The organism is Wolbachia endosymbiont of Zygogramma bicolorata, assembly GCF_051130665.1.
In the GTDB taxonomy this organism is placed as follows: domain Bacteria; phylum Pseudomonadota; class Alphaproteobacteria; order Rickettsiales; family Anaplasmataceae; genus Wolbachia.
Genome location: NZ_CP149530.1, coordinates 600900 through 624228, shown reverse-complemented (window position 1 = coordinate 624228; position 23329 = coordinate 600900). Strand labels below are relative to the sequence as shown.

The window sequence follows — 23329 nt, the reverse complement described above, 5'->3', positions numbered from 1 at the left end:
TAATTTTTTATATCATTAAAAATATTTTCTGACATCAAGCCTGGCTATAGTACAAATTTTATCTGCTATTATATTATCTTACTCAACTACAAATCGCTTTATTGGCAAAAAAACACCTGTACTAAATTTTTAATGACCTTTCTAAATCAATATAGTTAATGAATATGTGGATAAGTACGTCCACACACATTAAAAGTACTTATTCACATATTCATTAAACTCATAAAAATTAAGGTGTCATACTTTCCTCATAATCCTAGTGATTTTACATAAGTTAAAGTAGCATGCTTCCAAAGTTCTCTCCGCGGTCCAATATGGCTAAAACTTTAGTTCGCCAAGCCGCACTATACTTGTTAGGCGGAAGTGGACGGCAACATGTTTCGCACGAAGTCTAAGCTTCACTTTCTGCTCTTGCTTGTCCCTTCCATCGGCATTACTATCTTCACTTTCAATAAAACTATTGTTCTATACTCCTCTTGTTTATTGATAACAAAATTCTGTTTTATCAACCAACATCCTGTGCATAATTACAGCTAATTTTCTCGCTACTGCTACAATTGCTTTTTTCATCCCTTTTTTCTTTGCTAGCTTTAATCCCCAGCTTTTTAACTTAAATTTCTTCTTATTGACTACAAGTAAGACTTGTGCAGCCTCATACAACATACTTCTGCACTCCACTGGTCCCATTTTTGATATACTGCCATGATGATTAACCTCCCCAGAAGCGTACTGCCTTGGTGTCAATCCTATATAGGCTCCAACTGTATAAGATGTTTCAAATCTATATGGATTATCTATTGCAGCTTTAAATGTCATTGCTACTATCATACCAACTCCTGGGGTAGTAGTTAACAATTTGCAATCTTCGTCTTTTTCGCCTTGTCCTGAAAGTATTTTGTCAAGTTTTCTTATTGATTCTTCTATTGTTTCCAAACTACAAACTAATGCTTCTATTGAACTCCTACTGATTTCATCCAAATTATTCATTGCATCTTGTATTCTTAAGGCAAAAATTTCAAATTTTGCTCCTTTACCGAGCTTTATTCCATATATCTTCAATAATCCTCTTATTGTTCCAATGATTTGCTGCTTGTTGCATATTAACTGCCTTCTGCTTCCAAGCGCTACCTTAATTTTGCAAGATTCGTCTGATTTTACCAATACTTCTTTGTATAACCCAGCTCTCATCATTTGTGCTATACCTCTTGCATCATTTTTATCATTCTTATTGATCCTTGCAGATAATGCTGCTGCCATATGTCTTGCATCTACACAAATTACTGGTAATCCAAAATTCCTTAATTCTTTGCACATTGATATTGATAGCTGTCCACTTTCTATCCCTATCACTTCATATTCTTTGTCTTGGCCAAGCAAGCACTTAGCTATTGCATCACTCTCACTTGCAACAACTTCTTCTTTAATAATTTTTCCTTTCTCATCAACGATACTGATAAAAGTTTCTTTGAGTGAGACATCTAATCCGCTATAATATTTCATGAGACTACTCCTACTATAAAAGTTTAAATTATTTTTGAAGAACTTATTCTACTGAATTTGTTACTTCGCGCCAAAATAATGGAGTATGTCTCTCCATTATTCAACAGCAATTACAGTATGTTTCGCCAGGAGAATTTATATCAGGAGGAGGAGATGATTTTAGGCCAGAGTTAGATGCGTATTTAGTGTGGTTGATTGAGTGGGTGCATACAATACACGTAGGTCGATCTATTTGGGAAGAAGGAAAATTTAGGCCACACAAAATAGAAATAGGTGAAATAAATGTTAGAAAATAATTTTGCAATTTCGGAGTTACAGAGGAAAATGGCCAACATTGTTCGTATAGGAGTTGTAAAAGAAGTAGATTATGAAAAAGCAAAAGTAAGAGTGAAAATAGGAGAATTTTTAACAGATTATTTACCGTGGATAACGATGAAAGCTGGAGAAGATAGAAGTTGGCTTCCACCTAATATTGATGAGCAGGTGATAGTATTGTCGCCATTTGGGGAATTATCATTAGGGGCAGTGCTGGCTGGAATATATCAACAGAAGTATGCTGCCCCAGAGAATAAAAAAGAAATAAATAGTGTGAAGTTTCAAGATGGAACAAGATTGTTATATGATAAAGAGAATCATCATTTAGAGATTAAAGTAGTAGACAAAATAACATTGAAAGCTGGGGGATCGAGCATAGAGATGACGAAGAGCGAAATAAAACTGAAAGCAGATAGAATAAACCTTAATTAAATGAATAAATCGGTTGTGCGATTAGGGGATTATTGTGGAGAAGCAACACCGCATTTTTGCATTAGTGGGAGTAACAATGTTTTTGTAAATGGTAAGCCAACGTGCAGACAAGGAAACAGTTTTAGTGAAGGAAAAGTAATGATTCAAGGATCAAAAACAGTATTTGCAAATGGCTATGGTGTAGGAAGAGTAGGAGATATAGTTTCATGTGGGTTTAAAGTAATAAAAGGCAGTAAAAACGTGTTTGCAGGCTAAAAATGAAAGGAATGGATGCTAAAACAGGAAAAGCGTTAGAAGGAATAGAGCACTTAAAGCAATCGATAATTGATATACTGACTACACCGATAGGATCGCGAATTATGATGAGGAATTATGGGTCTAGGCTATTTGAATTAGTGGATAAACCAATCAGTAGAGATTTAACTTTGGAAATCTATTCAGCAACAGCAGAAGCACTGGGGAAATTTGAGAGGAGATTTAAGTTAGAAAAAGTAAAGATTGCTGAAGTTAAAGAAGGAAAAATGACTCTTGTACTAGAAGGTATTTATCTTTCAGAAGGCAAATTCATAGATATTAGCGGAATAGTTGTTTAGAAATGCAGCAGCCAAATATTATCGAACCACTGAACTTTGAAGAGATTTTTTCTCGGATGAAGGAAGAGTTAGTGAAGTGTGATGCAAGTTTTACAGCATTAGTAGAAAGTGACCCAGCGATGAAGGTATTAGAAGTAGCAGCATGGAGAGAACTTTTGCTAAGACAAAGGATAAACGAAGCTGTAAAGGGTAATTTACTTAAATTTGCAATGGGAGAAGATCTTGATAATTTGGCTGAATTTTATGGAGTAGAGAGAGAAAAAGAAGAAGAGGACGAACGATTTAGAAAGAGGGTAAAAGCAAAAATAAAAGGCTGGAGTACAGGAGGAAGTAAAGAGTATTATCGTTATCATGCACTGTCAGCAGATAGTAGAGTAAAAGATGCATTAGTAGAATCACCTATACCAGGGAAAGTACAAATTTCAATCTTATCAACAGAATTATCCACAACTGGCATAGCGTTAGAAGAGCTACTTGAAGTTGTAAAAAAGCAGGTTACTAGAAATGATATAAGGGTTTTAACCGATACAGTAAAAGTGATAGGTTGCAATATTACGGAAATAGATATTCACAGCAGAATGATCATAAGTCCTTTAATATCAAAGGAGGAAATTAAGGAGCAGTTCATCAAGAAGTTTGAAGCAAGTAGAAGGCTGGGATGGAATGTTACAAGATCTTGGATAATAGCAAACCTATTTGTAGAGGGTGTAGAAAACGTAGAATTAATCGAGCCAAAAGAGGATGTTGTAGTATTGGGGAATGAGTGTGCAGTGCTTGGCCACGTCAAGTTAGATAGGATTTAAAACGTATTTTTTTGTTTTGTGGAATCGTACCAGTGAGGGGATTGCGTGCAATAAGTGGTTTAAGGTTTACTGGATAAAAATGACCAATGTTAGGGAGACGAAAGTATTGATTTTCTTCCAGAAGTTGTAATTTGTTTTTTAAAGTATGGATAATATGGTCAAATATTATGGAAAGTGTTTGCGATATTAAGAACATCTTTATTTGTAACCGTTCACGGATTGTGAGAATGAATTAAAGAACTAAGCAGTGACAGCTACTAGATTCTGTAGCTTTTGAAAGGGGTTCTGGCCATTTAGACGTGATGTCAAAAATATCGACAACATTCTTTCCACGAATCTTTCTCCACGTTCTGACCAGGTGAAAAAGCTGTTTTTACGATAAATTACGTACCGTCTAATTTGCCGTTCTGCAAGGTTATTAGTTGTTTCTATCACTTCAGGTTTTCTTAAAAACTTCCACATCATATCCTCAGATCGTAACATCTTAGCGGCCATTCTTGAAGCTTGAGTACTATTTGCAACCCTCGTCATTTTACGTAAAAAATGTTTTACCCTTTTCCGAATTTTTCGCACCAGTCGATAAAATCTCAAATTATCTATCAAATTTTGTTTTTTTGCCTTATCTACTACAAACACCTTATTGCTGAGCGATTTTAGTGCTTGGCCAATTTTGCTCACTTCAACATTTTTACTATGGGCAAATCTCTCAAAATCTCTTGCCAGATGTGCCCAACATATCTGTCTATTTTCACGATTGAAGTAATTGTATACAGCGTATCTATCGCTCACAACTATACCATCATATTCTGGCAGTAAACTCTTCAACACCTTCTTACCACGAGACTCGCTTACCTTCAGAAGTGTCAACGCTTTGTTTGTTATTACCCAACTCCAGCCTCTCTTTCCTTGATTTCTGTGCCCTGTTTCGTCTATATGCAAATACTCGCTTCCTTGCAACTCTTCCTTCATTTTCTCATATTCAGATGCACACTTCTTCGATACCCTGCGTTCAGTATTTGAGACTAAACCAAGGCTTATATTTAGATTAAAAATACTGCCCAAAATTTGCTGTACCTCTCTTTTTGAGTTAATAAAAAAGCCGCTAAGGCTGCTTATAACTGTTTTAGCATTGGGTCCTAGAAAATCTCTTGCAACACCTTCGGGTAAATTTGCTGTAATTCTTTTATTACATACTCTACAATGTCCTCTTTGCAACCTGTACTCAGTTACAATTGGCTTAATTTCTGGCAACTCTGCCTTCTGATGAATAATTTCATCTTCTAAAGTAATCTTACCTCCACACATACAAATTGTATCAATTGTGCATCTCACTACCTCGTCTGCAGCCATTAATTCACGCTTATGCACCTTATGTCCTGGCTGACCTCCTGGTTTTTTATCACTTTTCTTTTTTGCTTTCTTACGATATATATCTCGTGATGGTGGCAGCGATGAATTTTGCGAATTTAAGCCCAATTTGTCTTCTAATTCAACTATTTTTGCTTTCAAGCTATCATTTTCTCTGATCAGTGCTTTTATTTCTTCCTTGAGATTAGCGTTTTCTGCTACAACCTTTTCTTGCAGCACTGTTGTCATTTACCCATTCCATATTTAGCTTCCTATCTCTTTACACTTTTATACTTACTTTGTAAACCACCTTATCTCCGTGAACGGTTACCTTTTCAGAGCCAAGTGCGTCCAGAGAAGGCAAGTATTGTTCAGTAGGAGATAGACCTACCAGGATAAAAGTCGGAATCCTGTAGCTTGGGTAGCAGCATGGAGGGAAACCAAAATGTTGAAGCCTACCGACAACATTATCGTAGGATAATGGCGAATTACCAGGCCGTAGCGAAAGCGAATACACAGATTGCCTCGAAAGGAATATTCTGAAGGTCGAGCCATCTTGGTACTGGTGAAGACAGAATAGACCAGACGAAAAACGAATGAAACGATAGGTCTACTTCAGCGGGGTGTTAGTAACGGCATGGCAATGAGGACATACAAAGCAACTGGAGAAGCCCTCCTCATCCCAAGGAGAAATACCTTGGAGAGGTAGGTTCTATAACTGGAAAACAGGAAGTGAACTGAAGATGAGAGGGTGGCAGATGGGTGCGTAGTAGTGAAGAAGTGAGGTAACGCTCATGGAGCAAAGGCACCCTGCTAGTAGAAATCTTTTAACAAAAGGAAGGTAAAGGTAAAAATGATAAAAATGCCAATAAAATTACAAGACCTGAGAAGAAAGATATATATCAAAGCGAAAGCAGAACCGGAATGGCGATTCTGGGGAATCTATGTTCACGTCTGTAAGATGGAGACACTGGAAGAAGCATATAAGCTAACAAAGAAGAGTAATGGGGCACCAGGAATAGATGGGATGACATTCGAATCGATAGAGGCAGAAGGCTTAGAAAAGTATCTTCAACAAATAAGACACGAACTAATAACCAAGACCTATAGCCCAAATAGGAACCGGAGGAAGGAAATACCAAAATCTGGAGGAAAATTCAGAAAGTTGAACATACCCTGCATCCGGGATAGAATAGTGCAAACAGCACTGAAGCTAATACTTGAACCGATATTCGAATCAGACTTCCAAAAAGGATCATACGGGTATAGACCTAAGCGTAATGCGCATGAAGCAGTACAAAAAGTAACGGAAGCAGCAATCAAAGGCAATACAAAAGTAATTGACGTAGATCTGAAATCCTACTTCGACAATGTGCGACATCATATTCTGATGGAAAAGATTGCCAAAAGAATAAATGACAAAGAAATCATGCGCATGATTAAGCTAATCCTCAAAACAGGAGGAAAACGAGGAATAGCACAAGGATCACCACTTTCGCCACTACTAAGCAATATATACCTAAATGAGGTAGATAAAATGTTGGAGAAAGCAAAAGAGGTGACCAAAGAAGGAAAGTACCAACGTATGGAATATGCCAGATGGGCAGACGATTTAGTGATACTGATTAGTGAACACCCGAAACGGGAATGGCTAGAAAGAGCAGTATACAGAAGGTTGGAAGAAGAATTAGCAAAACTAGAAGTGAGCGTAAATGAAGAAAAGACAAAAGTCATCAACCTAAAGAAAGGAGAAACATTTAGCTTCCTAGGGTTTGATTTTCAAGAGAATATCACAAGACAAGGAAAATGGAATGTCAGGAAAACACCGCAGATGAAAGCACGAACAAACCTGCTACGCAAGTTGAAGGAAATATTTCGGCGCTATAAATCGCAACCGATAAAAAGAGTGATACATGACATCAATCCGATATTGAGAGGGTGGGTAAACTACTTTAGGATAGGGAACTCTGGTCGAAAGTTCAATTACGTAAAACATTGGGTGGAAAAGAAGGTAAGACGCAACTTAATGCGAGCCAGGAAAGCAAAGAAAGGGTTTGGGTGGAAGAAGTGGAGTAGCGAATGGATATACAAAACGCTGGGTCTATATTCAGACTACAGAATAAGGTATTACAAACCGAAAGCATCACCAGTACAATATGTGATAAACTTTGGTAAAGAATCTGCTAGGAAAGCGTAGTGCGGGAAAACCGCATGCTGCGTTTGACGAGGCGGGAGCTGGAAACGTTAACATGGGAATTTGGATTGAGGCCTATTGTGAAAACAATGGATCAGCCACCAAACCCTAAAGTAGGCGCGCCAGTTCTCGACCCTACAACTATTGTAACAAAAGTAATGGGTGGTATAGGCAGCACTGGAAATACTTCCTTGATGGACCAATGTGGAACAGGAGACACAAAAAAGAACCAATAGGGTTATTTTTTTCTAAAGCAGACCTGATGCACGGCTTCAACTATATCTTCCACTTGCGGTAATGCTTTTTTTTCTAGGTTTGCAGCGTAAGGTAAGGGGATGTCCTTGCCAGTTACGCGCATAACTGGAGCATCAAGGTAGTCAAATCCTTGTTCCATAACAACGGCTGACAGCTCTGCTCCTATTCCTGCAAATGGCCATCCTTCTTCTACACTAACTAACCTATTAGTCTTCTGAATAGAGTTAATAACAGTTTGAGTGTCAAGTGGTCTTAAGGTTCTGAGGTCAATAACTTCAGCTTCTATACCTTCACTCGAAAGTAAATCTGCTGCGTTTAAAGCATCCATTAATTTCAGTGAGAAAGCAGTGATAGTTACATCCTTTCCTTCCCGTATAACAGCAGCCTTGCCTATCTCAAGTAGATAATCTTTATTTGACAGCTCAGAGTCAGAAAGTTCATGTTCATGTCCGTAAGCTATTTCGTTTTCTAGAAATATTACCGGACTCAGGTCACGAATTGCAGCTTTAAGCAGACCTCTGCAATCGGAGGCAAAGTAAGGTGCTATCACTTTTAATCCCGGTATATGCGAATACCAAGATGCAAAGCATTGAGAGTGTTGTGCAGCAACTCTTGCTGCAGCACCATTTGGCCCACGAAATACTATGGGGCATCCAAGTTGTCCACCTGACATATAATTTGTTTTTGCTGCAGAATTCACGATTTGGTCGATAGCCTGCATAGAAAAATTAAAAGTCATAAATTCGACAATTGGCTTTAATCCAGCGAATGCTGCTCCAACAGCAAGGCCAGCAAATCCATGTTCGGTAATAGGCGTATCAACCACTCTATTTTCTCCAAACTCTTTCAGTAATCCTTTTGTTACTTTATAGGCACCATCATACTCTGCAACTTCTTCACCGATGATCAACACGTCAGGGTCGTTTTGCATTTCTTCTCTGATCGCTGTGCATAAAGCTTCTCTTACACTTAAGGTTGCCATTTATAAACTTTTATAGACTTTAACTAAAGTAACTATATCAGAATTACTAGGAAGCGTACAAATTAAGTTTTACAAACTGACCTTACCCGGATGATATGAATAAGTATTACTTGGTTGAAAGCAAGAGAAGATAATAACTTCTCAGAGTGGATAGGTGGCAGGTTGGTACTTCTTTTGAGGCACTTTCTGCTCTTACATGGAGTGTAGGAAGAAGACCTCGTGACCCAGATTCTGCCACCGGTGAGGCTCAGTCACCTTTTTGATAGCCTGAAGATGGCTTTATGTTTCCTGTTTCTTTTTTCCTTTTCCTCTATAAATATATTGTTTTTATATTCAGTTTAAATATTTCACTAATTCTTTTTATCGTCATTGTTTTTTCATCAACTGCTTTGAGAACTCGTTCTCTGAGGTCTTCACTATATGGGCTTGGCATTTTTCATCTCTTTAATATGCCATTATAACCTATTCTATCCTTCAGGTAAACCTTTCTTGGGTTAGCTATAGCAGTGGGAATAGCAGTTGGAGCTTGTTGTCTGGTTGCTGCTGCAATCATATACTATTGTAATAGACCTTCAAATTCACTTGAAAATAGCAAGGTCCAAGGGTTTTCTGGAAACCATGAACAACCTACTCTGTAAAATTCACAAGACCTATTAAAATATTTTTTTACTTTTCATCGTATATTTCTCAACATATTATCTTTAAATACTAAAATAATTAACAATATGGGATTATTAATAGTTGAATCACCTGCGAAAGCAAAGACAATAGGCAAATATTTAAGTAAAGAGTTCAAAGTAGCTGCATCCTTTGGACATGTGAGGGATCTTCCAGCAAAAAACGGTTCTGTCGATCCGGATAATGATTTTGCTATAAAGTATGAAACCATTGAAAAAGCAGAAAAGTATATAAAAGAGTTAGTAAAAGCAGCGAGTAAAGCATCAGATATATATCTTGCAACAGACCCAGACAGAGAAGGGGAAGCAATGGCTTGGCATGTGATAGAGACATTAAAAGAAAAGAAAGCAATCAGTAATGAAAACAACATTTATAGAGTAGTCTTTAATGAGATAACAAAGAGAGCAGTTCAAGAAGCAATAAAGAATCCACGTGAAATTAATATGGACTTAGTGCGCGCACAGCAAACACGCAGAGCTTTGGATTATCTAGTTGGATTTAGCTTGTCACCGCTGCTGTGGACAAAATTGTCGGGAAGCAAATCTGCGGGGCGAGTTCAATCTGTTGCATTAAAGCTTATATGCGAACGAGAAGATGAAATCAGTAAGTTTATAACACAGGAGTATTGGAGCATAAAGGCAGAAATGCAAAATAGCAAAGATGAGGCTTTTTTTGCTATGCTGAGTCACTATGACAATAAGAAGCTAGAAAAATTTGATATTAAAAATGAAGAAGAAGCAAAGAACTTAGTCAGGGAGATTGAATCAAGGCAATATGCTGTAAGCACAGTAGAACGCAAGCAAGTTAAGAGAAATCCGCTTCCTCCATTTATTACCTCTACTCTACAGCAAGATGCAGTGAATAAGCTGTATTTTAATGTGAAAAATGTTATGCGCATAGCGCAAAATTTATATGAAGGTATCGATATTGGTGGTGAAACTGTAGGGTTGATAACTTACATGCGTACAGATGGGTTTCATATTGCAGATGAGGCTATAAACTCAATTAGAGGGTCAATTAAGTCGTTATATGGTGATAAATATTTACCACAGTCTCCTCGTAAATATGTAAAAAAGGTCAAAAATGCTCAAGAAGCACATGAAGCAATTCGTCCAACTGATATCAATAGAACGCCGGGTAGTATTAAGGATTACTTAACGCCAGAGCAATTTAAATTGTACGATTTAATCTGGAAAAGAACCATTGCAAGTCAAATGGAATCGGCGATTCTTGATCAAGTGGTAGTTGAAATTAGTTCTACTGATCAGAAAGTGATTCTGCGAGCAAGTGGATCAAGTATATTCTTTGATGGTTTTTATAAAGTCTATCAAGATAACATGGAAGCCGAAAATGAAGGCCTGCTACCTGCCATGAAGGAAGGGGAAGCGTGTAAGCTGATTTCAGTTGAGCCAAAACAGCATTTCACTCAACCGCCACCTCGTTATAGTGAAGCAAGTATCGTTAAAAAAATGGAGGAAATCGGTATAGGCCGTCCATCAACTTATGCGACAATTATTTCGGTATTGCAGGATCGTGAGTATGTTACACTGGATAATAAAAGATTTATTCCAAGCAGTCGTGGTAAGATCGTTACCATATTTTTAGAAACTTTTTTTCAGCGTTGTGTAGAGTATGATTTCACAGCACAAATGGAAGAAAAGCTTGATTTAATCTCAAATGGACATGCAGATTGGAAAAAAGAATTGAGCCACTTTTGGGTGCCATTTTTTGGTCATGTAAATTCTGTCAAGCAAATGACGCATGATGAAGTTTTCAGCGGCATTCACGATTTGGTAGTTAATTGGTTTTGTTCAGAGGAAGGAAAAGAAGAAATAGGTAAGAAATGCCCTGCTTGCTCTGATGGTATATTAAAATTGAACTTTGGGCGAGCAGGAGTGTTCCTTGGATGCTCTAACTATCCTGAATGCAACCATACAAAAGAAATTACAGGTAGTAATGACAATTTAGAATATCCAAAAAGTTTAGGTGTAGATGATATAACAGGCCAAGAGGTAGTAATTAAAAAAGGTCCTTTTGGGCTTTACCTTGAGTTTAATAGTGAGTCCAAAAAGAAAAAAACAGTTTCCATACCAAAGGATCTAAATGTTAATGATATTGATCTGAATACCGCTACTCAGTTACTTTCCTTGCCAAAAGTAATCGGAGAACACCCTGAGACCGGAAAGGAAATAAAAATAGGCCTTGGACGATTTGGGTACTATATTTTTTATGATGGTAGATATTTTTCTCTTAAAAAAAGCTCTAAAGAGGTGCTGAATACAGAATTGAGCGAAGCTGTACAAATTATTGCAAACAGTCCACGCAAAGAGTTAAAGTCTCTCGGGGTTAATGAAAAAGGAAAAGAAATCTTTATCTGCAAAGGCAGGTACGGGTTCTATATAAAATGCGATAGAACAAACGTTGCTTTGGGTAAGAATGCAGATATTGAAAGCATAGATTTGAAGAAGGCTTTAGAGTTGATTAAGAATAAAAAGTAGACTTCTTGCGTAACCATTATTTACATGCTCTTTATTGTCATTCCAGCACGCGACGCTGGAATCTAGAAAAAAAGAACCTAGATGCCAGTGTCTGGGCACTGGCATGACACCCTTTCTGGTAGAGGTTGCTCTCAAATCACAACGTGCATACAACTGCAGCGGCATGATGTTTTATTTATTATAGCTATAACACTAAAGTTTACAGTTGAAACAAACCACTTGGCCACGTGGAACTGACTTCAGTTCATCAGTTGAAACTTGATTTGAGCAGAGTATGCATTTTATTGTGTTGCTTGGAGTAAGTGAGTTATCAACAGCAATTCTATCATCAAAAACAAAACACTCACCTTCCCAATTACCATTTTTATTATAAGTTTTTTCAAGGTAAGAAAGAATGCCGCCTTTCAGGTGGTATACATTGTTAAATCCAAGATTTTTCATGTACGCTGTTGATTTTTCGCATCTAATCCCACCAGTGCAGTACATAGCTACTTTCAGGTCTTTACTCTCAGAGAAAGACTTTGCCCACTCAGGAAAATCGCGAAAACGCTGAGTATGTGGATTGATTGCATTTTTAAACTTGCCTAATTTCACTTCATACTCATTTCGTGTATCTATTACTAAAACGTCAGGTTGAGAAGTAAAATCATCCCAATGCTCTGGATCAACATATTTACCCTTAAGGGAAATATCAAGATTGCCTACACCAAGATTCACAATCTCTCTTTTTAATTTTACCTTCATCTTGCTAAATGGTTGATATTCTGCTGCACTCTCTTTCCATGTAAGGTCCCTTAGCCTATAATCAGAACGTAGAAAATCGAATATTTTATCAATCGCGTTTCTTTCACCAGATACGGTTGCATTAATACCCTCTTCTGCAAGGAGTATAGTACCCTTTAATTCAATGTTGTCGCATGCAGTTTTTATTTCGTCTTTCATGTCATAATAATTAGAGAGTTCTACAAAGTGATAGAAAGTTGCAATGACGAAGCTCATGATTATTCACTTATCAACTAAAAACATGATATACAAAATTATAAAGATATTCAATAGTACGGCTGTTAATTACTGGATATCTTCAGTTTTTACATATAACATTTTAATATCAAATATAGATCCAAATTAATGTTTTTGAGAGTATTTAAAAATATATTCTTATTTTTAGTAAGTATATTATTCGTCTGTCCTATACTATCGTTAATATCGATTCTATTTACAGAATCAGCAAATTCTGGATGGGTAATCAGCACACTTTTCCCTGAATATATACTGAGTACGCTAATTTTGATGATAGGAGTGGGGGGGATATCCTTCATATTTGGAGTGATTCCAGCATGGCTCACCACATTTTTTTCATTTCCTGGAAGTAAAATTTTTGAGATTGCTTTGTTCTTTCCGATATCGATTCCTGGATATATAGTAGCGTTCGTCTATGTAAATACACTAGAATTTTCAGGTCCGGTGCAGAGCTCATTAAGAGACATTTTAGAGTGGAGCAAAGGTGACTATTGGTTTCCTGAAATAAAATCCCTAGGTGGTGGAATATTAGTAATGGGATTTAGTTTATATCCATACGTTTATATGCTAGTCCGCTCAAGTCTAAAGAATGTTAGTAACTCAGTCACTATTGCGTCAACACTTGGGTTCTCCTCATTACAGAGCCTGTTTTCTGTCATCATACCTTCCATACGTCCATCAATTATAGCTGGGTTGTCCTTGGTACTAATGGAGGTAATTACGGATTTCGGCACACCACAGTTTCTTGCTATCGATACTTTTACGACAGGAATATATCGCACCTGGTTTTTACTGCATGATAAATATTCAACTACTGTTTTAGCAGTTGCAGAATTGATTTTCGTTGCAACACTAATAGCTATCGAAAAGAAACTACAAAAAAAAGGAATATCTTACTCTTCAATCAACGCTAATGCAGATTATCACAACAAACAGAGTGTAAGTGGCACTATACCATTGATCTTTGCTTATCTTATGTGTGTATTGCCGATATTAATAGGTTTTATTTTGCCAATGATTCCGCTCATATATTGGAGCATAGAGAAGGGGTTTTTCATATACGAAGCAAGGTTCTATAATATAATAGCAAATAGCGTTAGTTTATCATTTATCACCGCATTAATCTCAATTAGCATTGCAATAATGATTGGATATACGGCGCGTAAAAGTAAGGTAATCAATAATGTAGCACGTCTCATTTCTTTAGGCTACGCAATTCCAAATGCAATTATCGCAATTAGCATAATAATATTTTTAAGCAGAATATCTTCTTTCATTACTCAATATATTGTGGAAATTAGCTTGGTAGGAACTATTGGCGCATTAGTTTACTCATATTTATTTCGTTTTTTTGCTATATCTTTCAAGGCGGTAGAATCAGGGCTCAAAAAAACACCAAATGAAATTGAGTGGACTGCATATACCATGGGTCATGGGCCTATTTCCACATGTTTGAATGTTCATATCCCTCTCATCAAGAAGAGTATATTATCGGGATTTTTGCTCGTATTTATGGATACTATCAAGGAGCTCACAGCAACACTCATTATAAGACCATTTAGTTTTGAAACTATATCAACTAGAATATATGAACTTGTAAGCGATGAGCGCTATAGAGAAGCTGCCCCATTTTCGTTGATAATAGTTATAATAGGCTTAATCTCTACAATAACCTTATTTACACTTGATGATAAGGATAAAAAATAAACGTAACCGTTCACAGATTTCCACTTAATTCTTCAATCTCACTAATAGAAAGGCCTGTAAACTTGACAATAGTGTTGACATCAACATTATTAGCCAGCATTGCTTTTGCGACTTCAATTTTCCCTTCAATTTTCCCTTCAATTTTCCCTTCAATTTTCCCTTCAATTTTTCCTTTCTCTATACCTTTTTGTATACCTTTCTCTTCAGCAAGATCAAGTCTGTATTCAAGAATGGCTTCTTCTTTCCGTAGATCCATTATTCTTTCTTCGTAAGCTACTAAATCTTTTTCGTTCCAACGAAACTTGTCTAATTCATCATATGCTAGCTTTATTATTGGCGCTTTTTCTGCTATCTCTTTTAAGTCCTCTTCTGTTGTTTCTTCTGCGTATTTAAAAAAGAAACACCACCTTTCTACTATACTTTCTAACTGCTCTACTTTACTTTTTGAAAATTTGGGCAATTCTATAAAGATAAATTGAAAATCTTTTAAGTAATGGCCGTTAGTTTTTATATCACGTATATTGTGAGTAGAAATATAATCAACTTCTTCGGGAAGTAAGTTACAATTTGATATAGCAATAAAGAAGACTTTCTTTAAATCAATGTAGTTGCCAGATTTATCTAATTGTCTTGAGTAGGCTTTAGCGGCATATAATTGAGCGCGTTTTTCGAAGCCCTTGTCTCTAGCGAGCTGCATTTCTGCTATATATCTATTTCCATGAGAATCCTTGCAGAGAACATCAACAATACTTTGTTTATCAGAGGCAACTTCGGGATCCATAATAGTGCTAAGAAACTCAACTTCTTGTATTGCATTTATCTCAGTAAACCCTAAAATATCGTTCAAAAAGTGGATCAGGATATTCTTATTTTTTTCCGTTCCAAGTGCGTCCAGAGAAGGCAAGTATTGTTCAGTAGGAGATAGACCTACCAGGATAAAAGTCGGAATCCTGTAGCTTGGGTAGCAGCATGGAGGGAAACCAAAATGTTGAAGCCTACCGACAACATTATCGTAGGATAATGGCGAATTACCAGGCCGTAGCGAAAGCGAATACACAGATTGCCTCGAAAGGAATATTCTGAAGGTCGAGCCATCTTGGTACTGGTGAAGACAGAATAGACCAGACGAAAAACGAATGAAACGATAGGTCTACTTCAGCGGGGTGTTAGTAACGGCATGGCAATGAGGACATACAAAGCAACTGGAGAAGCCCTCCTCATCCCAAGGAGAAATACCTTGGAGAGGTAGGTTCTATAACTGGAAAACAGGAAGTGAACTGAAGATGAGAGGGTGGCAGATGGGTGCGTAGTAGTGAAGAAGTGAGGTAACGCTCATGGAGCAAAGGCACCCTGCTAGTAGAAATCTTTTAACAAAAGGAAGGTAAAGGTAAAAATGATAAAAATGCCAATAAAATTACAAGACCTGAGAAGAAAGATATATATCAAAGCGAAAGCAGAACCGGAATGGCGATTCTGGGGAATCTATGTTCACGTCTGTAAGATGGAGACACTGGAAGAAGCATATAAGCTAACAAAGAAGAGTAATGGGGCACCAGGAATAGATGGGATGACATTCGAATCGATAGAGGCAGAAGGCTTAGAAAAGTATCTTCAACAAATAAGACACGAACTAATAACCAAGACCTATAGCCCAAATAGGAACCGGAGGAAGGAAATACCAAAATCTGGAGGAAAATTCAGAAAGTTGAACATACCCTGCATCCGGGATAGAATAGTGCAAACAGCACTGAAGCTAATACTTGAACCGATATTCGAATCAGACTTCCAAAAAGGATCATACGGGTATAGACCTAAGCGTAATGCGCATGAAGCAGTACAAAAAGTAACGGAAGCAGCAATCAAAGGCAATACAAAAGTAATTGACGTAGATCTGAAATCCTACTTCGACAATGTGCGACATCATATTCTGATGGAAAAGATTGCCAAAAGAATAAATGACAAAGAAATCATGCGCATGATTAAGCTAATCCTCAAAACAGGAGGAAAACGAGGAATAGCACAAGGATCACCACTTTCGCCACTACTAAGCAATATATACCTAAATGAGGTAGATAAAATGTTGGAGAAAGCAAAAGAGGTGACCAAAGAAGGAAAGTACCAACGTATGGAATATGCCAGATGGGCAGACGATTTAGTGATACTGATTAGTGAACACCCGAAACGGGAATGGCTAGAAAGAGCAGTATACAGAAGGTTGGAAGAAGAATTAGCAAAACTAGAAGTGAGCGTAAATGAAGAAAAGACAAAAGTCATCAACCTAAAGAAAGGAGAAACATTTAGCTTCCTAGGGTTTGATTTTCAAGAGAATATCACAAGACAAGGAAAATGGAATGTCAGGAAAACACCGCAGATGAAAGCACGAACAAACCTGCTACGCAAGTTGAAGGAAATATTTCGGCGCTATAAATCGCAACCGATAAAAAGAGTGATACATGACATCAATCCGATATTGAGAGGGTGGGTAAACTACTTTAGGATAGGGAACTCTGGTCGAAAGTTCAATTACGTAAAACATTGGGTGGAAAAGAAGGTAAGACGCAACTTAATGCGAGCCAGGAAAGCAAAGAAAGGGTTTGGGTGGAAGAAGTGGAGTAGCGAATGGATATACAAAACGCTGGGTCTATATTCAGACTACAGAATAAGGTATTACAAACCGAAAGCATCACCAGTACAATATGTGATAAACTTTGGTAAAGAATCTGCTAGGAAAGCGTAGTGCGGGAAAACCGCATGCTGCGTTTGACGAGGCGGGAGCTGGAAACGTTAACATGGGAATTTGGATTGAGGCCTATTGTGAAAACAATGGATCAGCCACCAAACCCTAAAGTAGGCGCGCCAGTTCTCGACCCTACACTCATATGAACTATCTATATATCCAATGAATTGAATATATTCATCATTTTTGATTACGTCTTGAGGTACTTGTTCACTATACTTATCTTTTAATTTATCGATATTTTTAATGATATCATCATTTAATTGATGGGGCAGTAAATGTTCAAGATCAACATCAAGATCATTAACCATACCACGTAAGTTCTCTTTTATGCCTTCCCGAAAGAAATTCATGGAAGCTTTAAGCAGTGTAAATGGGTTAAAATCTTTTGGTCTCAGTTCACTCTGCAATAAAACCAATAGCATTGTAAGTGGTATAGTTCCCAATAACGAAATTAGTAAGAAAGTGGAGGTGAAAGTGAGATATGTTATGAAGTAACCGTTCACGGAGATAAGGTGGTTTACAAAGTAAGTATAAAAGTGTAAAGAGATAGGAAGCTAAATATGGAATGGGTAAATGACAACAGTGCTGCAAGAAAAGGTTGTAGCAGAAAACGCTAATCTCAAGGAAGAAATAAAAGCACTGATCAGAGAAAATGATAGCTTGAAAGCAAAAATAGTTGAATTAGAAGACAAATTGGGCTTAAATTCGCAAAATTCATCGCTGCCACCATCACGAGATATATATCGTAAGAAAGCAAAAAAGAAAAGTGATAAAAAACCAGGAGGTCAGCCAGGACATAAGGTGCATAAGCGTGAATTAATGGCTGCAGACGAGGTAGTGAGATGCACAATTGATACAATTTGTATGTGTGGAGGTAAGATTACTTTAGAAGATGAAATTATTCATCAGAAGGCAGAGTTGCCAGAAATTAAGCCAATTGTAACTGAGTACAGGTTGCAAAGAGGACATTGTAGAGTATGTAATAAAAGAATTACAGCAAATTTACCCGAAGGTGTTGCAAGAGATTTTCTAGGACCCAATGCTAAAACAGTTATAAGCAGCCTTAGCGGCTTTTTTATTAACTCAAAAAGAGAGGTACAGCAAATTTTGGGCAGTATTTTTAATCTAAATATAAGCCTTGGTTTAGTCTCAAATACTGAACGCAGGGTATCGAAGAAGTGTGCATCTGAATATGAGAAAATGAAGGAAGAGTTGCAAGGAAGCGAGTATTTGCATATAGACGAAACAGGGCACAGAAATCAAGGAAAGAGAGGCTGGAGTTGGGTAATAACAAACAAAGCGTTGACACTTCTGAAGGTAAGCGAGTCTCGTGGTAAGAAGGTGTTGAAGAGTTTACTGCCAGAATATGATGGTATAGTTGTGAGCGATAGATACGCTGTATACAATTACTTCAATCGTGAAAATAGACAGATATGTTGGGCACATCTGGCAAGAGATTTTGAGAGATTTGCCCATAGTAAAAATGTTGAAGTGAGCAAAATTGGCCAAGCACTAAAATCGCTCAGCAATAAGGTGTTTGTAGTAGATAAGGCAAAAAAACAAAATTTGATAGATAATTTGAGATTTTATCGACTGGTGCGAAAAATTCGGAAAAGGGTAAAACATTTTTTACGTAAAATGACGAGGGTTGCAAATAGTACTCAAGCTTCAAGAATGGCCGCTAAGATGTTACGATCTGAGGATATGATGTGGAAGTTTTTAAGAAAACCTGAAGTGATAGAAACAACTAATAACCTTGCAGAACGGCAAATTAGACGGTACGTAATTTATCGTAAAAACAGCTTTTTCACCTGGTCAGAACGTGGAGAAAGATTCGTGGAAAGAATGTTGTCGATATTTTTGACATCACGTCTAAATGGCCAGAACCCCTTTCAAAAGCTACAGAATCTAGTAGCTGTCACTGCTTAGTTCTTTAATTCATTCTCACAATCCGTGAACGGTTACAGCGCGTGACACTTTATAATGATGTCATGAAAGTAGCTGACACTTGGGGTCTATGTTTTTTCTGGTCACACGCTGGAATGACAAAGTGAGCGTGCGTAGGTGTCATCCCAGTACTCCTTTCTCGTCATCCCAGTGCCTATTTCTTTGTCATCCCAGTGCCCAGACACTGGGATCCAGCTTCTTTTTTTCTAGATTCCAGTGTCAAGCACTGGAATGACACCTCTCTTGGGCTCTTTTAGCTACAAACGTTAAGAAATTTACTAAACGAAAAAAAAGGCAAAAGAAGCCCCGTGGTTGGCTAGTTACTTACATTATACTTTCAAGTATGGCGTTTTTTTATTCTAAACGTTTAATAACCGCGATTCAGTTGCTTTTAAGCCGCAACTAATCTAAATTATAAACGTTAAGAAATTTACTAAGCAGAAAAAAAGGCAAAAGAAATCCCGTATTAGCTAGTTGTCACTCTCTAATCCTGCAAATTGGCGTACTATACTGTCTTAAACGACTTATAAGCGCGTTTCAGCTTATGTAGGTAAAAACCCAGAAATGTTGTGAAGACATAAGGTGCACATAGTGCAAAAAATTAAAAATAAGACGCCAACTACGTTGTTTTTTTGCTGTTTAATCTGCACAGATGAAGATAACTGAATACCTTCAGTTTCATGATAAGGGCGCTGGCGGAGTTTGTCAAGCAAGTTTTTTCGTTTCTACTTGGGTAACATCTTTGTGTTTTAGGCAACTGCCTTCGAAAACAGATGCCCCGGGTTATTCCAGATTTACTCACTTTCTTTCCCGTGAATTCCCTTTGAAGTCGAGTATTGAAAATTGACTGGAGAGTTGTGGATTACTTTGTATATGTCATAACAAGCCATGGCACTCTCGGCAAAACCACTTAATATTAACTTTAGTTTGCCTGAATAAGTAGCTATATCTCCGATTGCATATATTCTATCTCTACTGGTTCTAAGTGTAGCTGGGTCGACAATTATGCGGCCATGTTCTAACTCTATACACCAACTGTTTATTGGACCAAGATTCATTGACAATCCAAAAAATGGCAGCAAAGAATCAGCGGATATTTCTTTTTCTTCCTTAGAGGCAATGTTTTTTACTATCACTGCGCTCAACTGCCCATTACCTCCTGCTAGTTCGTGTAATTGATATGGCACTACCAGTTCTATCTTTCCATCATTTTCAAGTGATTCTAATTTATTTTTAGTTTCAGGAGTGCAGCGAAATTCCTTTCTTCTATGTATCACATAAATTTTCTTTGCAACTTTAGAAAGTTCTACAGTCCAATCAGCTGCAGAATCACCCCCCCCTGCAATGACTATAGTTTTGTCCTGAAAATCAGAAATTTTATTTACACTGTAAAATACAGATTGATTTTCATATTCTAATATACCACTTAAGGGTGGACGGTTAGGTTCAAACATTCCGTTACCTGCAGCAACAATAACAGCCTTACATTTTACCTCTGTACCTGTGTTAGTTATGATAGTAAAGCTTTGATCACAGTTATTCGAAATCTTTTCCACTTTTTGACTTAAATGGTAAACAGGCTCAAATGGTGAAGCTTGCTCCATTAATTGCTCAATTAATTTTTGGGCAGTAATTACAGGATAACCAGGTATATCATATATTGGCTTTTCTGGGTAAAGAGCTGTGCATTGTCCTCCTGCTTGATCCAAAACATCTATTATATGACATCTCATATCAAGCATTCCCGCTTGAAAAGCAGTGAATATTCCAATAGGCCCTGCACCTATTATTACTATATCGGGTTTCATATTCAGATGGTAATCTATTTATAGATATTAGCTTTCTTCGCTAATAAGGTCAATTTACAAAGAAATGTATTTTTAAAAGATGTGGCTAGATTAGATAAGATTTCCAGCGTTATGAACCACATAGTCCAAATAAGCTCTAAAAATCAGCTAACATAGCGGGATGCTGTGCGGACGGAATGGGATTCGAACCCATGGTACGCTCATCACGTACGTCAGTTTTCAAGACTGGTGCCTTAAACCGCTCGGCCATCCGTCCATTTCTTTTCTATCACAACATTTGATTTTAAGCAATCTATAAAAGCTTTACTTGCCCACGCAAAAGTTGCTAAACACACTACTCAATATTTCCTCAACATTAATAATTCCAATCACCGCACCAAGTTCAAATGCAGCAAGCCTCAAATCTTCAGATATCAACTCAATTGGATTATCGATATTAAAACGTTGTAAATGTTCCAGTGCTTTCTGCATGTGACTCCTATGTCTTTGCCGAGTAATCACAGGAGTGTCTCTATCATGCCCAAATTTTTCCTCTGCCTTCTTTTTTATGAGAGAGATCAACTTGTTTGTACCTATTCCCTTTAAAATAGAAATAGGTAGAAAATCTACACCGCCAATCAGTATATTTCTATCATTAATTGCATCGTCAGCTTTGCTCAATACATAAATAGTATCGCTATTTACAACGTTGCAATTGATATTATAACGTTGTTCAAAAGGAAATAGTTCTATTCTTAGATCAGCTTCAAAAGACCTCTTTTTTGCTCGACTTATGCCTTCTGATTCTATCGGGTCTGAACTCTCACGAATTCCAGCAGTATCAGAGAGAATGATTGGGTATCCGCCAATGTCAATATGAGCTTCAAGCACGTCTCTTGTTGTGCCTGCATATTCAGAAACAATAGCAATATCACGCTTGGCTAAGAAATTAAACAGAGTTGATTTACCGACATTTGGTTCACCAGTTATTACAATATGTAAACCCTCACGCAACCTTTCGCCCCGTCTATTATCATTTAAATGCTCTTGTATCAACTGCACGAGAGATTGCACTTCATTATTAATTTTTTTCAATTCACTTTTTTCTGCCCAAATGTCCTCTGGAAAGTCTATATATGCTTCGATTTTGGATTGTATCGTTATTAATCTTTGCCTCCAATTGCTGTATAGTCTCTCCAATTCTCCCGATATCTGCTTAATCGCTTGTTTAGCTTGCATTTTCGTCTCAGCATCAATTAAGTCTGCAATCCCTTCTATTTGCGTTAAGTCAAATTTACTATTTAGAAAAGCCCTAAGTGAGAATTCTCCAGGCCTGGCCATAACAAAAATTTTTGATAATTCCTCCAAGATGATTTTTATGACTGCCTTGCTTCCATGCACTTGTAACTCTATAACGTTCTCGCCAGTGAAACTGTTTGGAGCAGGGAAATAGATGATTATTCCATTATCTATCAATTGATTGGAATCATCATATAGATCAACTAAAGTAGCAAATCTTGGTTTAATTTCTTTCTTAATATGAAAATGATTTAAAGCTTTAAGCGCGTAGTTGCCTGAAATTCTGATTACTGCAACTCCTGACTTACCCAATACGGTCGATAAAGCGAAAATAGTTTCATTTGTGTTTGTCATTATTTATATAAACTACTTAGCAATATTACACTTAAGAAACCAAAATACCTAATTTGAAAATATTCAAAATTTTTATCTATCTTGCTAGTTTATAGTAATATCATATTAATAAATACATTATATAAAAAACTGCAAAGGTCACTCAGGTGAAAATATTTATTTTGAAAACTGATAATATGATTTATAATTATCAACATAGGTTTTAAATATTTTATGCTCAAGAAATTAGCTTGGTATTGGTCTTTTGTAGAGTTAATTAAAGGGTTTGTTATTACATTAAAATATATGTTTAAGCCAAAGGTTACTTTGAGGTATCCTATGGAGAAGGGCCCTTTAAGTCCAAGGTTTCGTGGTGAGCATGCGTTGCGTAGGTATCCAAACGGTGAAGAACGATGCATAGCTTGTAAATTATGCGAAGTTATCTGCCCTGCTCAAGCAATAGTTATTGAAGCAGAGGAAAGAGAAGACGGTAGTCGTCGCACCACGCGCTATGATATTGATATGACAAAATGCATATACTGCGGACTTTGCCAAGAGGCATGTCCAGTTGATGCAATTGTGGAGGGTCCTAACTTTGAATTTGCTACTGAAACAAGAGAGGAGCTAATGTACAATAAAGAAAAGTTATTGCGTAATGGTGAAATTTGGGAAGACGCAATTGCACTCAGGTTAAAAAAGAATAGACCGTACTACTGATGTTAAAAATTTATAGCTTTCAAATCATTCCTCTGTTACCCAGGTGCTGTTTTTCTGTCATTTCAGTGTTCCTTTTTTTGTCATCCCAGTGCGTGACACTGGGATCCAGGTATAAAAATATTTGCAAATTGTGCAATGGACAACAGATTTTAGGAGCATACGTTAAACTAATTTCCATTATA

At 37.1% G+C, this 23329-nt stretch carries 22 protein-coding genes, 1 tRNA gene and 1 pseudogene; 11 read left to right on the top strand and 13 right to left on the bottom strand.

The annotated features are described in order from the left end of the window. Positions 1-480: 480 nt before the first annotated feature. Complete coding sequence (locus tag WKH12_RS02905) at positions 481-1500, bottom strand: IS110 family RNA-guided transposase (protein ID WP_309165827.1); 1020 nt, start codon at positions 1498-1500, stop codon at positions 481-483. 282 nt (positions 1501-1782) lie between these two features. Between WKH12_RS02905 and WKH12_RS02900 the strand changes: the two genes are divergently transcribed. From WKH12_RS02900 to WKH12_RS02885, 4 genes are read left to right on the top strand one after another with little or no spacing between them, the layout of a single operon-like run. Continuing rightward, positions 1783-2247, top strand: coding sequence for a phage baseplate assembly protein V (locus WKH12_RS02900; RefSeq protein WP_264735712.1), 465 nt, complete (start codon positions 1783-1785; stop codon positions 2245-2247). Beyond that, the gene (locus WKH12_RS02895) at positions 2248-2502 is read left to right on the top strand and encodes a PAAR domain-containing protein (protein ID WP_264735711.1); all 255 of its coding nucleotides are present in this window, start codon (positions 2248-2250) and stop codon (positions 2500-2502) included. A gap of 2 nt (positions 2503-2504) precedes the next feature. Then, a complete protein-coding gene (locus WKH12_RS02890; RefSeq protein WP_341823842.1) occupies positions 2505-2840 on the top strand; it encodes a GPW/gp25 family protein in 336 nt (111 codons plus the stop codon). Between the two features lie 2 nt (positions 2841-2842). Beyond that, positions 2843-3643: a baseplate assembly protein gene (locus WKH12_RS02885; protein WP_341823841.1), complete on the top strand. Its 801-nt coding sequence runs from the start codon at positions 2843-2845 to the stop codon at positions 3641-3643. On the opposite strand, the gene WKH12_RS02880 is transcribed toward WKH12_RS02885, so the two are convergent. From WKH12_RS02880 to WKH12_RS02870, 3 genes are read right to left on the bottom strand one after another with little or no spacing between them, the layout of a single operon-like run. Continuing rightward, positions 3624-3839 carry an HU family DNA-binding protein gene (locus WKH12_RS02880; RefSeq protein ID WP_434732601.1) on the bottom strand — a complete coding sequence of 72 codons (216 nt, stop codon included), beginning with the start codon at positions 3837-3839 and terminating at the stop codon, positions 3624-3626. The genes WKH12_RS02885 and WKH12_RS02880 overlap by 20 nt on opposite strands. A 44-nt stretch (positions 3840-3883) precedes the next feature. After that, the gene (tnpC, locus tag WKH12_RS02875; protein ID WP_253309750.1) at positions 3884-5239 is read right to left on the bottom strand and encodes an IS66 family transposase; all 1356 of its coding nucleotides are present in this window, start codon (positions 5237-5239) and stop codon (positions 3884-3886) included. A 31-nt stretch (positions 5240-5270) separates the two neighbouring features. Continuing rightward, positions 5271-5507: a hypothetical protein gene (locus WKH12_RS02870; protein WP_434732600.1), complete on the bottom strand. Its 237-nt coding sequence runs from the start codon at positions 5505-5507 to the stop codon at positions 5271-5273. Positions 5508-5843: 336 nt separating this feature from the next. Here WKH12_RS02870 and ltrA (WKH12_RS02865) point away from each other — a divergent pair, with 336 nt between their 5' ends. Continuing rightward, entirely contained in the window at positions 5844-7187 is a 1344-nt protein-coding gene (gene ltrA, locus WKH12_RS02865; protein WP_434732173.1) for a group II intron reverse transcriptase/maturase, read from the top strand. Positions 7188-7278: 91 nt separating this feature from the next. On the opposite strand, the gene WKH12_RS02860 is transcribed toward ltrA (WKH12_RS02865), so the two are convergent. The 3 genes from WKH12_RS02860 to WKH12_RS02850 all read right to left on the bottom strand — a co-directional run bounded on the left by WKH12_RS02860 (position 7279) and on the right by WKH12_RS02850 (position 8854). After that, positions 7279-7404, bottom strand: coding sequence for a hypothetical protein (locus WKH12_RS02860; protein WP_434732570.1), 126 nt, complete (start codon positions 7402-7404; stop codon positions 7279-7281). A gap of 18 nt (positions 7405-7422) precedes the next feature. Next, positions 7423-8421 carry a pyruvate dehydrogenase complex E1 component subunit beta gene (locus WKH12_RS02855; protein WP_434732571.1) on the bottom strand — a complete coding sequence of 333 codons (999 nt, stop codon included), beginning with the start codon at positions 8419-8421 and terminating at the stop codon, positions 7423-7425. Positions 8422-8731: 310 nt separating this feature from the next. Beyond that, the gene (locus tag WKH12_RS02850; protein ID WP_264687946.1) at positions 8732-8854 is read right to left on the bottom strand and encodes a hypothetical protein; all 123 of its coding nucleotides are present in this window, start codon (positions 8852-8854) and stop codon (positions 8732-8734) included. 73 nt (positions 8855-8927) lie between these two features. Here WKH12_RS02850 and WKH12_RS02845 point away from each other — a divergent pair, with 73 nt between their 5' ends. Both WKH12_RS02845 and topA read left to right on the top strand, forming a co-directional pair. Then, entirely contained in the window at positions 8928-9059 is a 132-nt protein-coding gene (locus tag WKH12_RS02845) for a TomO hydrophobic C-terminal domain-containing protein (protein WP_434732572.1), read from the top strand. An 87-nt stretch (positions 9060-9146) separates the two neighbouring features. Beyond that, complete coding sequence (gene topA, locus WKH12_RS02840) at positions 9147-11597, top strand: type I DNA topoisomerase (RefSeq protein ID WP_434732573.1); 2451 nt, start codon at positions 9147-9149, stop codon at positions 11595-11597. A gap of 192 nt (positions 11598-11789) precedes the next feature. On the opposite strand, the gene WKH12_RS02835 is transcribed toward topA, so the two are convergent. Then, the gene (locus WKH12_RS02835; protein WP_434732574.1) at positions 11790-12596 is read right to left on the bottom strand and encodes an oxygen-dependent tRNA uridine(34) hydroxylase TrhO; all 807 of its coding nucleotides are present in this window, start codon (positions 12594-12596) and stop codon (positions 11790-11792) included. 129 nt (positions 12597-12725) lie between these two features. On the opposite strand from WKH12_RS02835, the gene WKH12_RS02830 reads away from it, so the two are divergent. Continuing rightward, positions 12726-14324 carry an ABC transporter permease gene (locus tag WKH12_RS02830; RefSeq protein WP_434732575.1) on the top strand — a complete coding sequence of 533 codons (1599 nt, stop codon included), beginning with the start codon at positions 12726-12728 and terminating at the stop codon, positions 14322-14324. Positions 14325-14334: 10 nt separating this feature from the next. On the opposite strand, the gene WKH12_RS02825 is transcribed toward WKH12_RS02830, so the two are convergent. Next, on the bottom strand, positions 14335-15261 hold the full coding sequence (locus WKH12_RS02825) for an Rpn family recombination-promoting nuclease/putative transposase (protein ID WP_434732638.1): 927 nt from the start codon (positions 15259-15261) through the stop codon (positions 14335-14337). A 456-nt stretch (positions 15262-15717) separates the two neighbouring features. On the opposite strand from WKH12_RS02825, the gene ltrA (WKH12_RS02820) reads away from it, so the two are divergent. After that, positions 15718-17061, top strand: coding sequence for a group II intron reverse transcriptase/maturase (gene ltrA / locus WKH12_RS02820; RefSeq protein ID WP_434732173.1), 1344 nt, complete (start codon positions 15718-15720; stop codon positions 17059-17061). Between the two features lie 137 nt (positions 17062-17198). Here ltrA (WKH12_RS02820) and WKH12_RS02815 read toward each other — a convergent pair. Further along, a pseudogene (locus WKH12_RS02815) lies at positions 17199-17591 on the bottom strand (hypothetical protein); the annotation flags it as partial. 46 nt (positions 17592-17637) lie between these two features. On the opposite strand from WKH12_RS02815, the gene tnpC (WKH12_RS02810) reads away from it, so the two are divergent. Then, positions 17638-18993: an IS66 family transposase gene (gene tnpC, locus WKH12_RS02810; protein WP_253309750.1), complete on the top strand. Its 1356-nt coding sequence runs from the start codon at positions 17638-17640 to the stop codon at positions 18991-18993. Positions 18994-19805: 812 nt separating this feature from the next. Here tnpC (WKH12_RS02810) and WKH12_RS02805 read toward each other — a convergent pair. The 3 genes from WKH12_RS02805 to mnmE all read right to left on the bottom strand — a co-directional run bounded on the left by WKH12_RS02805 (position 19806) and on the right by mnmE (position 22451). Next, a complete protein-coding gene (locus WKH12_RS02805) occupies positions 19806-20819 on the bottom strand; it encodes an NAD(P)/FAD-dependent oxidoreductase (RefSeq protein ID WP_434732599.1) in 1014 nt (337 codons plus the stop codon). A 168-nt stretch (positions 20820-20987) separates the two neighbouring features. After that, a tRNA-Ser gene (locus tag WKH12_RS02800) sits at positions 20988-21075 on the bottom strand. Between the two features lie 47 nt (positions 21076-21122). Then, positions 21123-22451: a tRNA uridine-5-carboxymethylaminomethyl(34) synthesis GTPase MnmE gene (gene mnmE, locus WKH12_RS02795; RefSeq protein ID WP_434732598.1), complete on the bottom strand. Its 1329-nt coding sequence runs from the start codon at positions 22449-22451 to the stop codon at positions 21123-21125. 213 nt (positions 22452-22664) lie between these two features. On the opposite strand from mnmE, the gene nuoI reads away from it, so the two are divergent. Beyond that, on the top strand, positions 22665-23147 hold the full coding sequence (gene nuoI, locus WKH12_RS02790; protein WP_174515692.1) for an NADH-quinone oxidoreductase subunit NuoI: 483 nt from the start codon (positions 22665-22667) through the stop codon (positions 23145-23147). Positions 23148-23329: the final 182 nt, after the last annotated feature.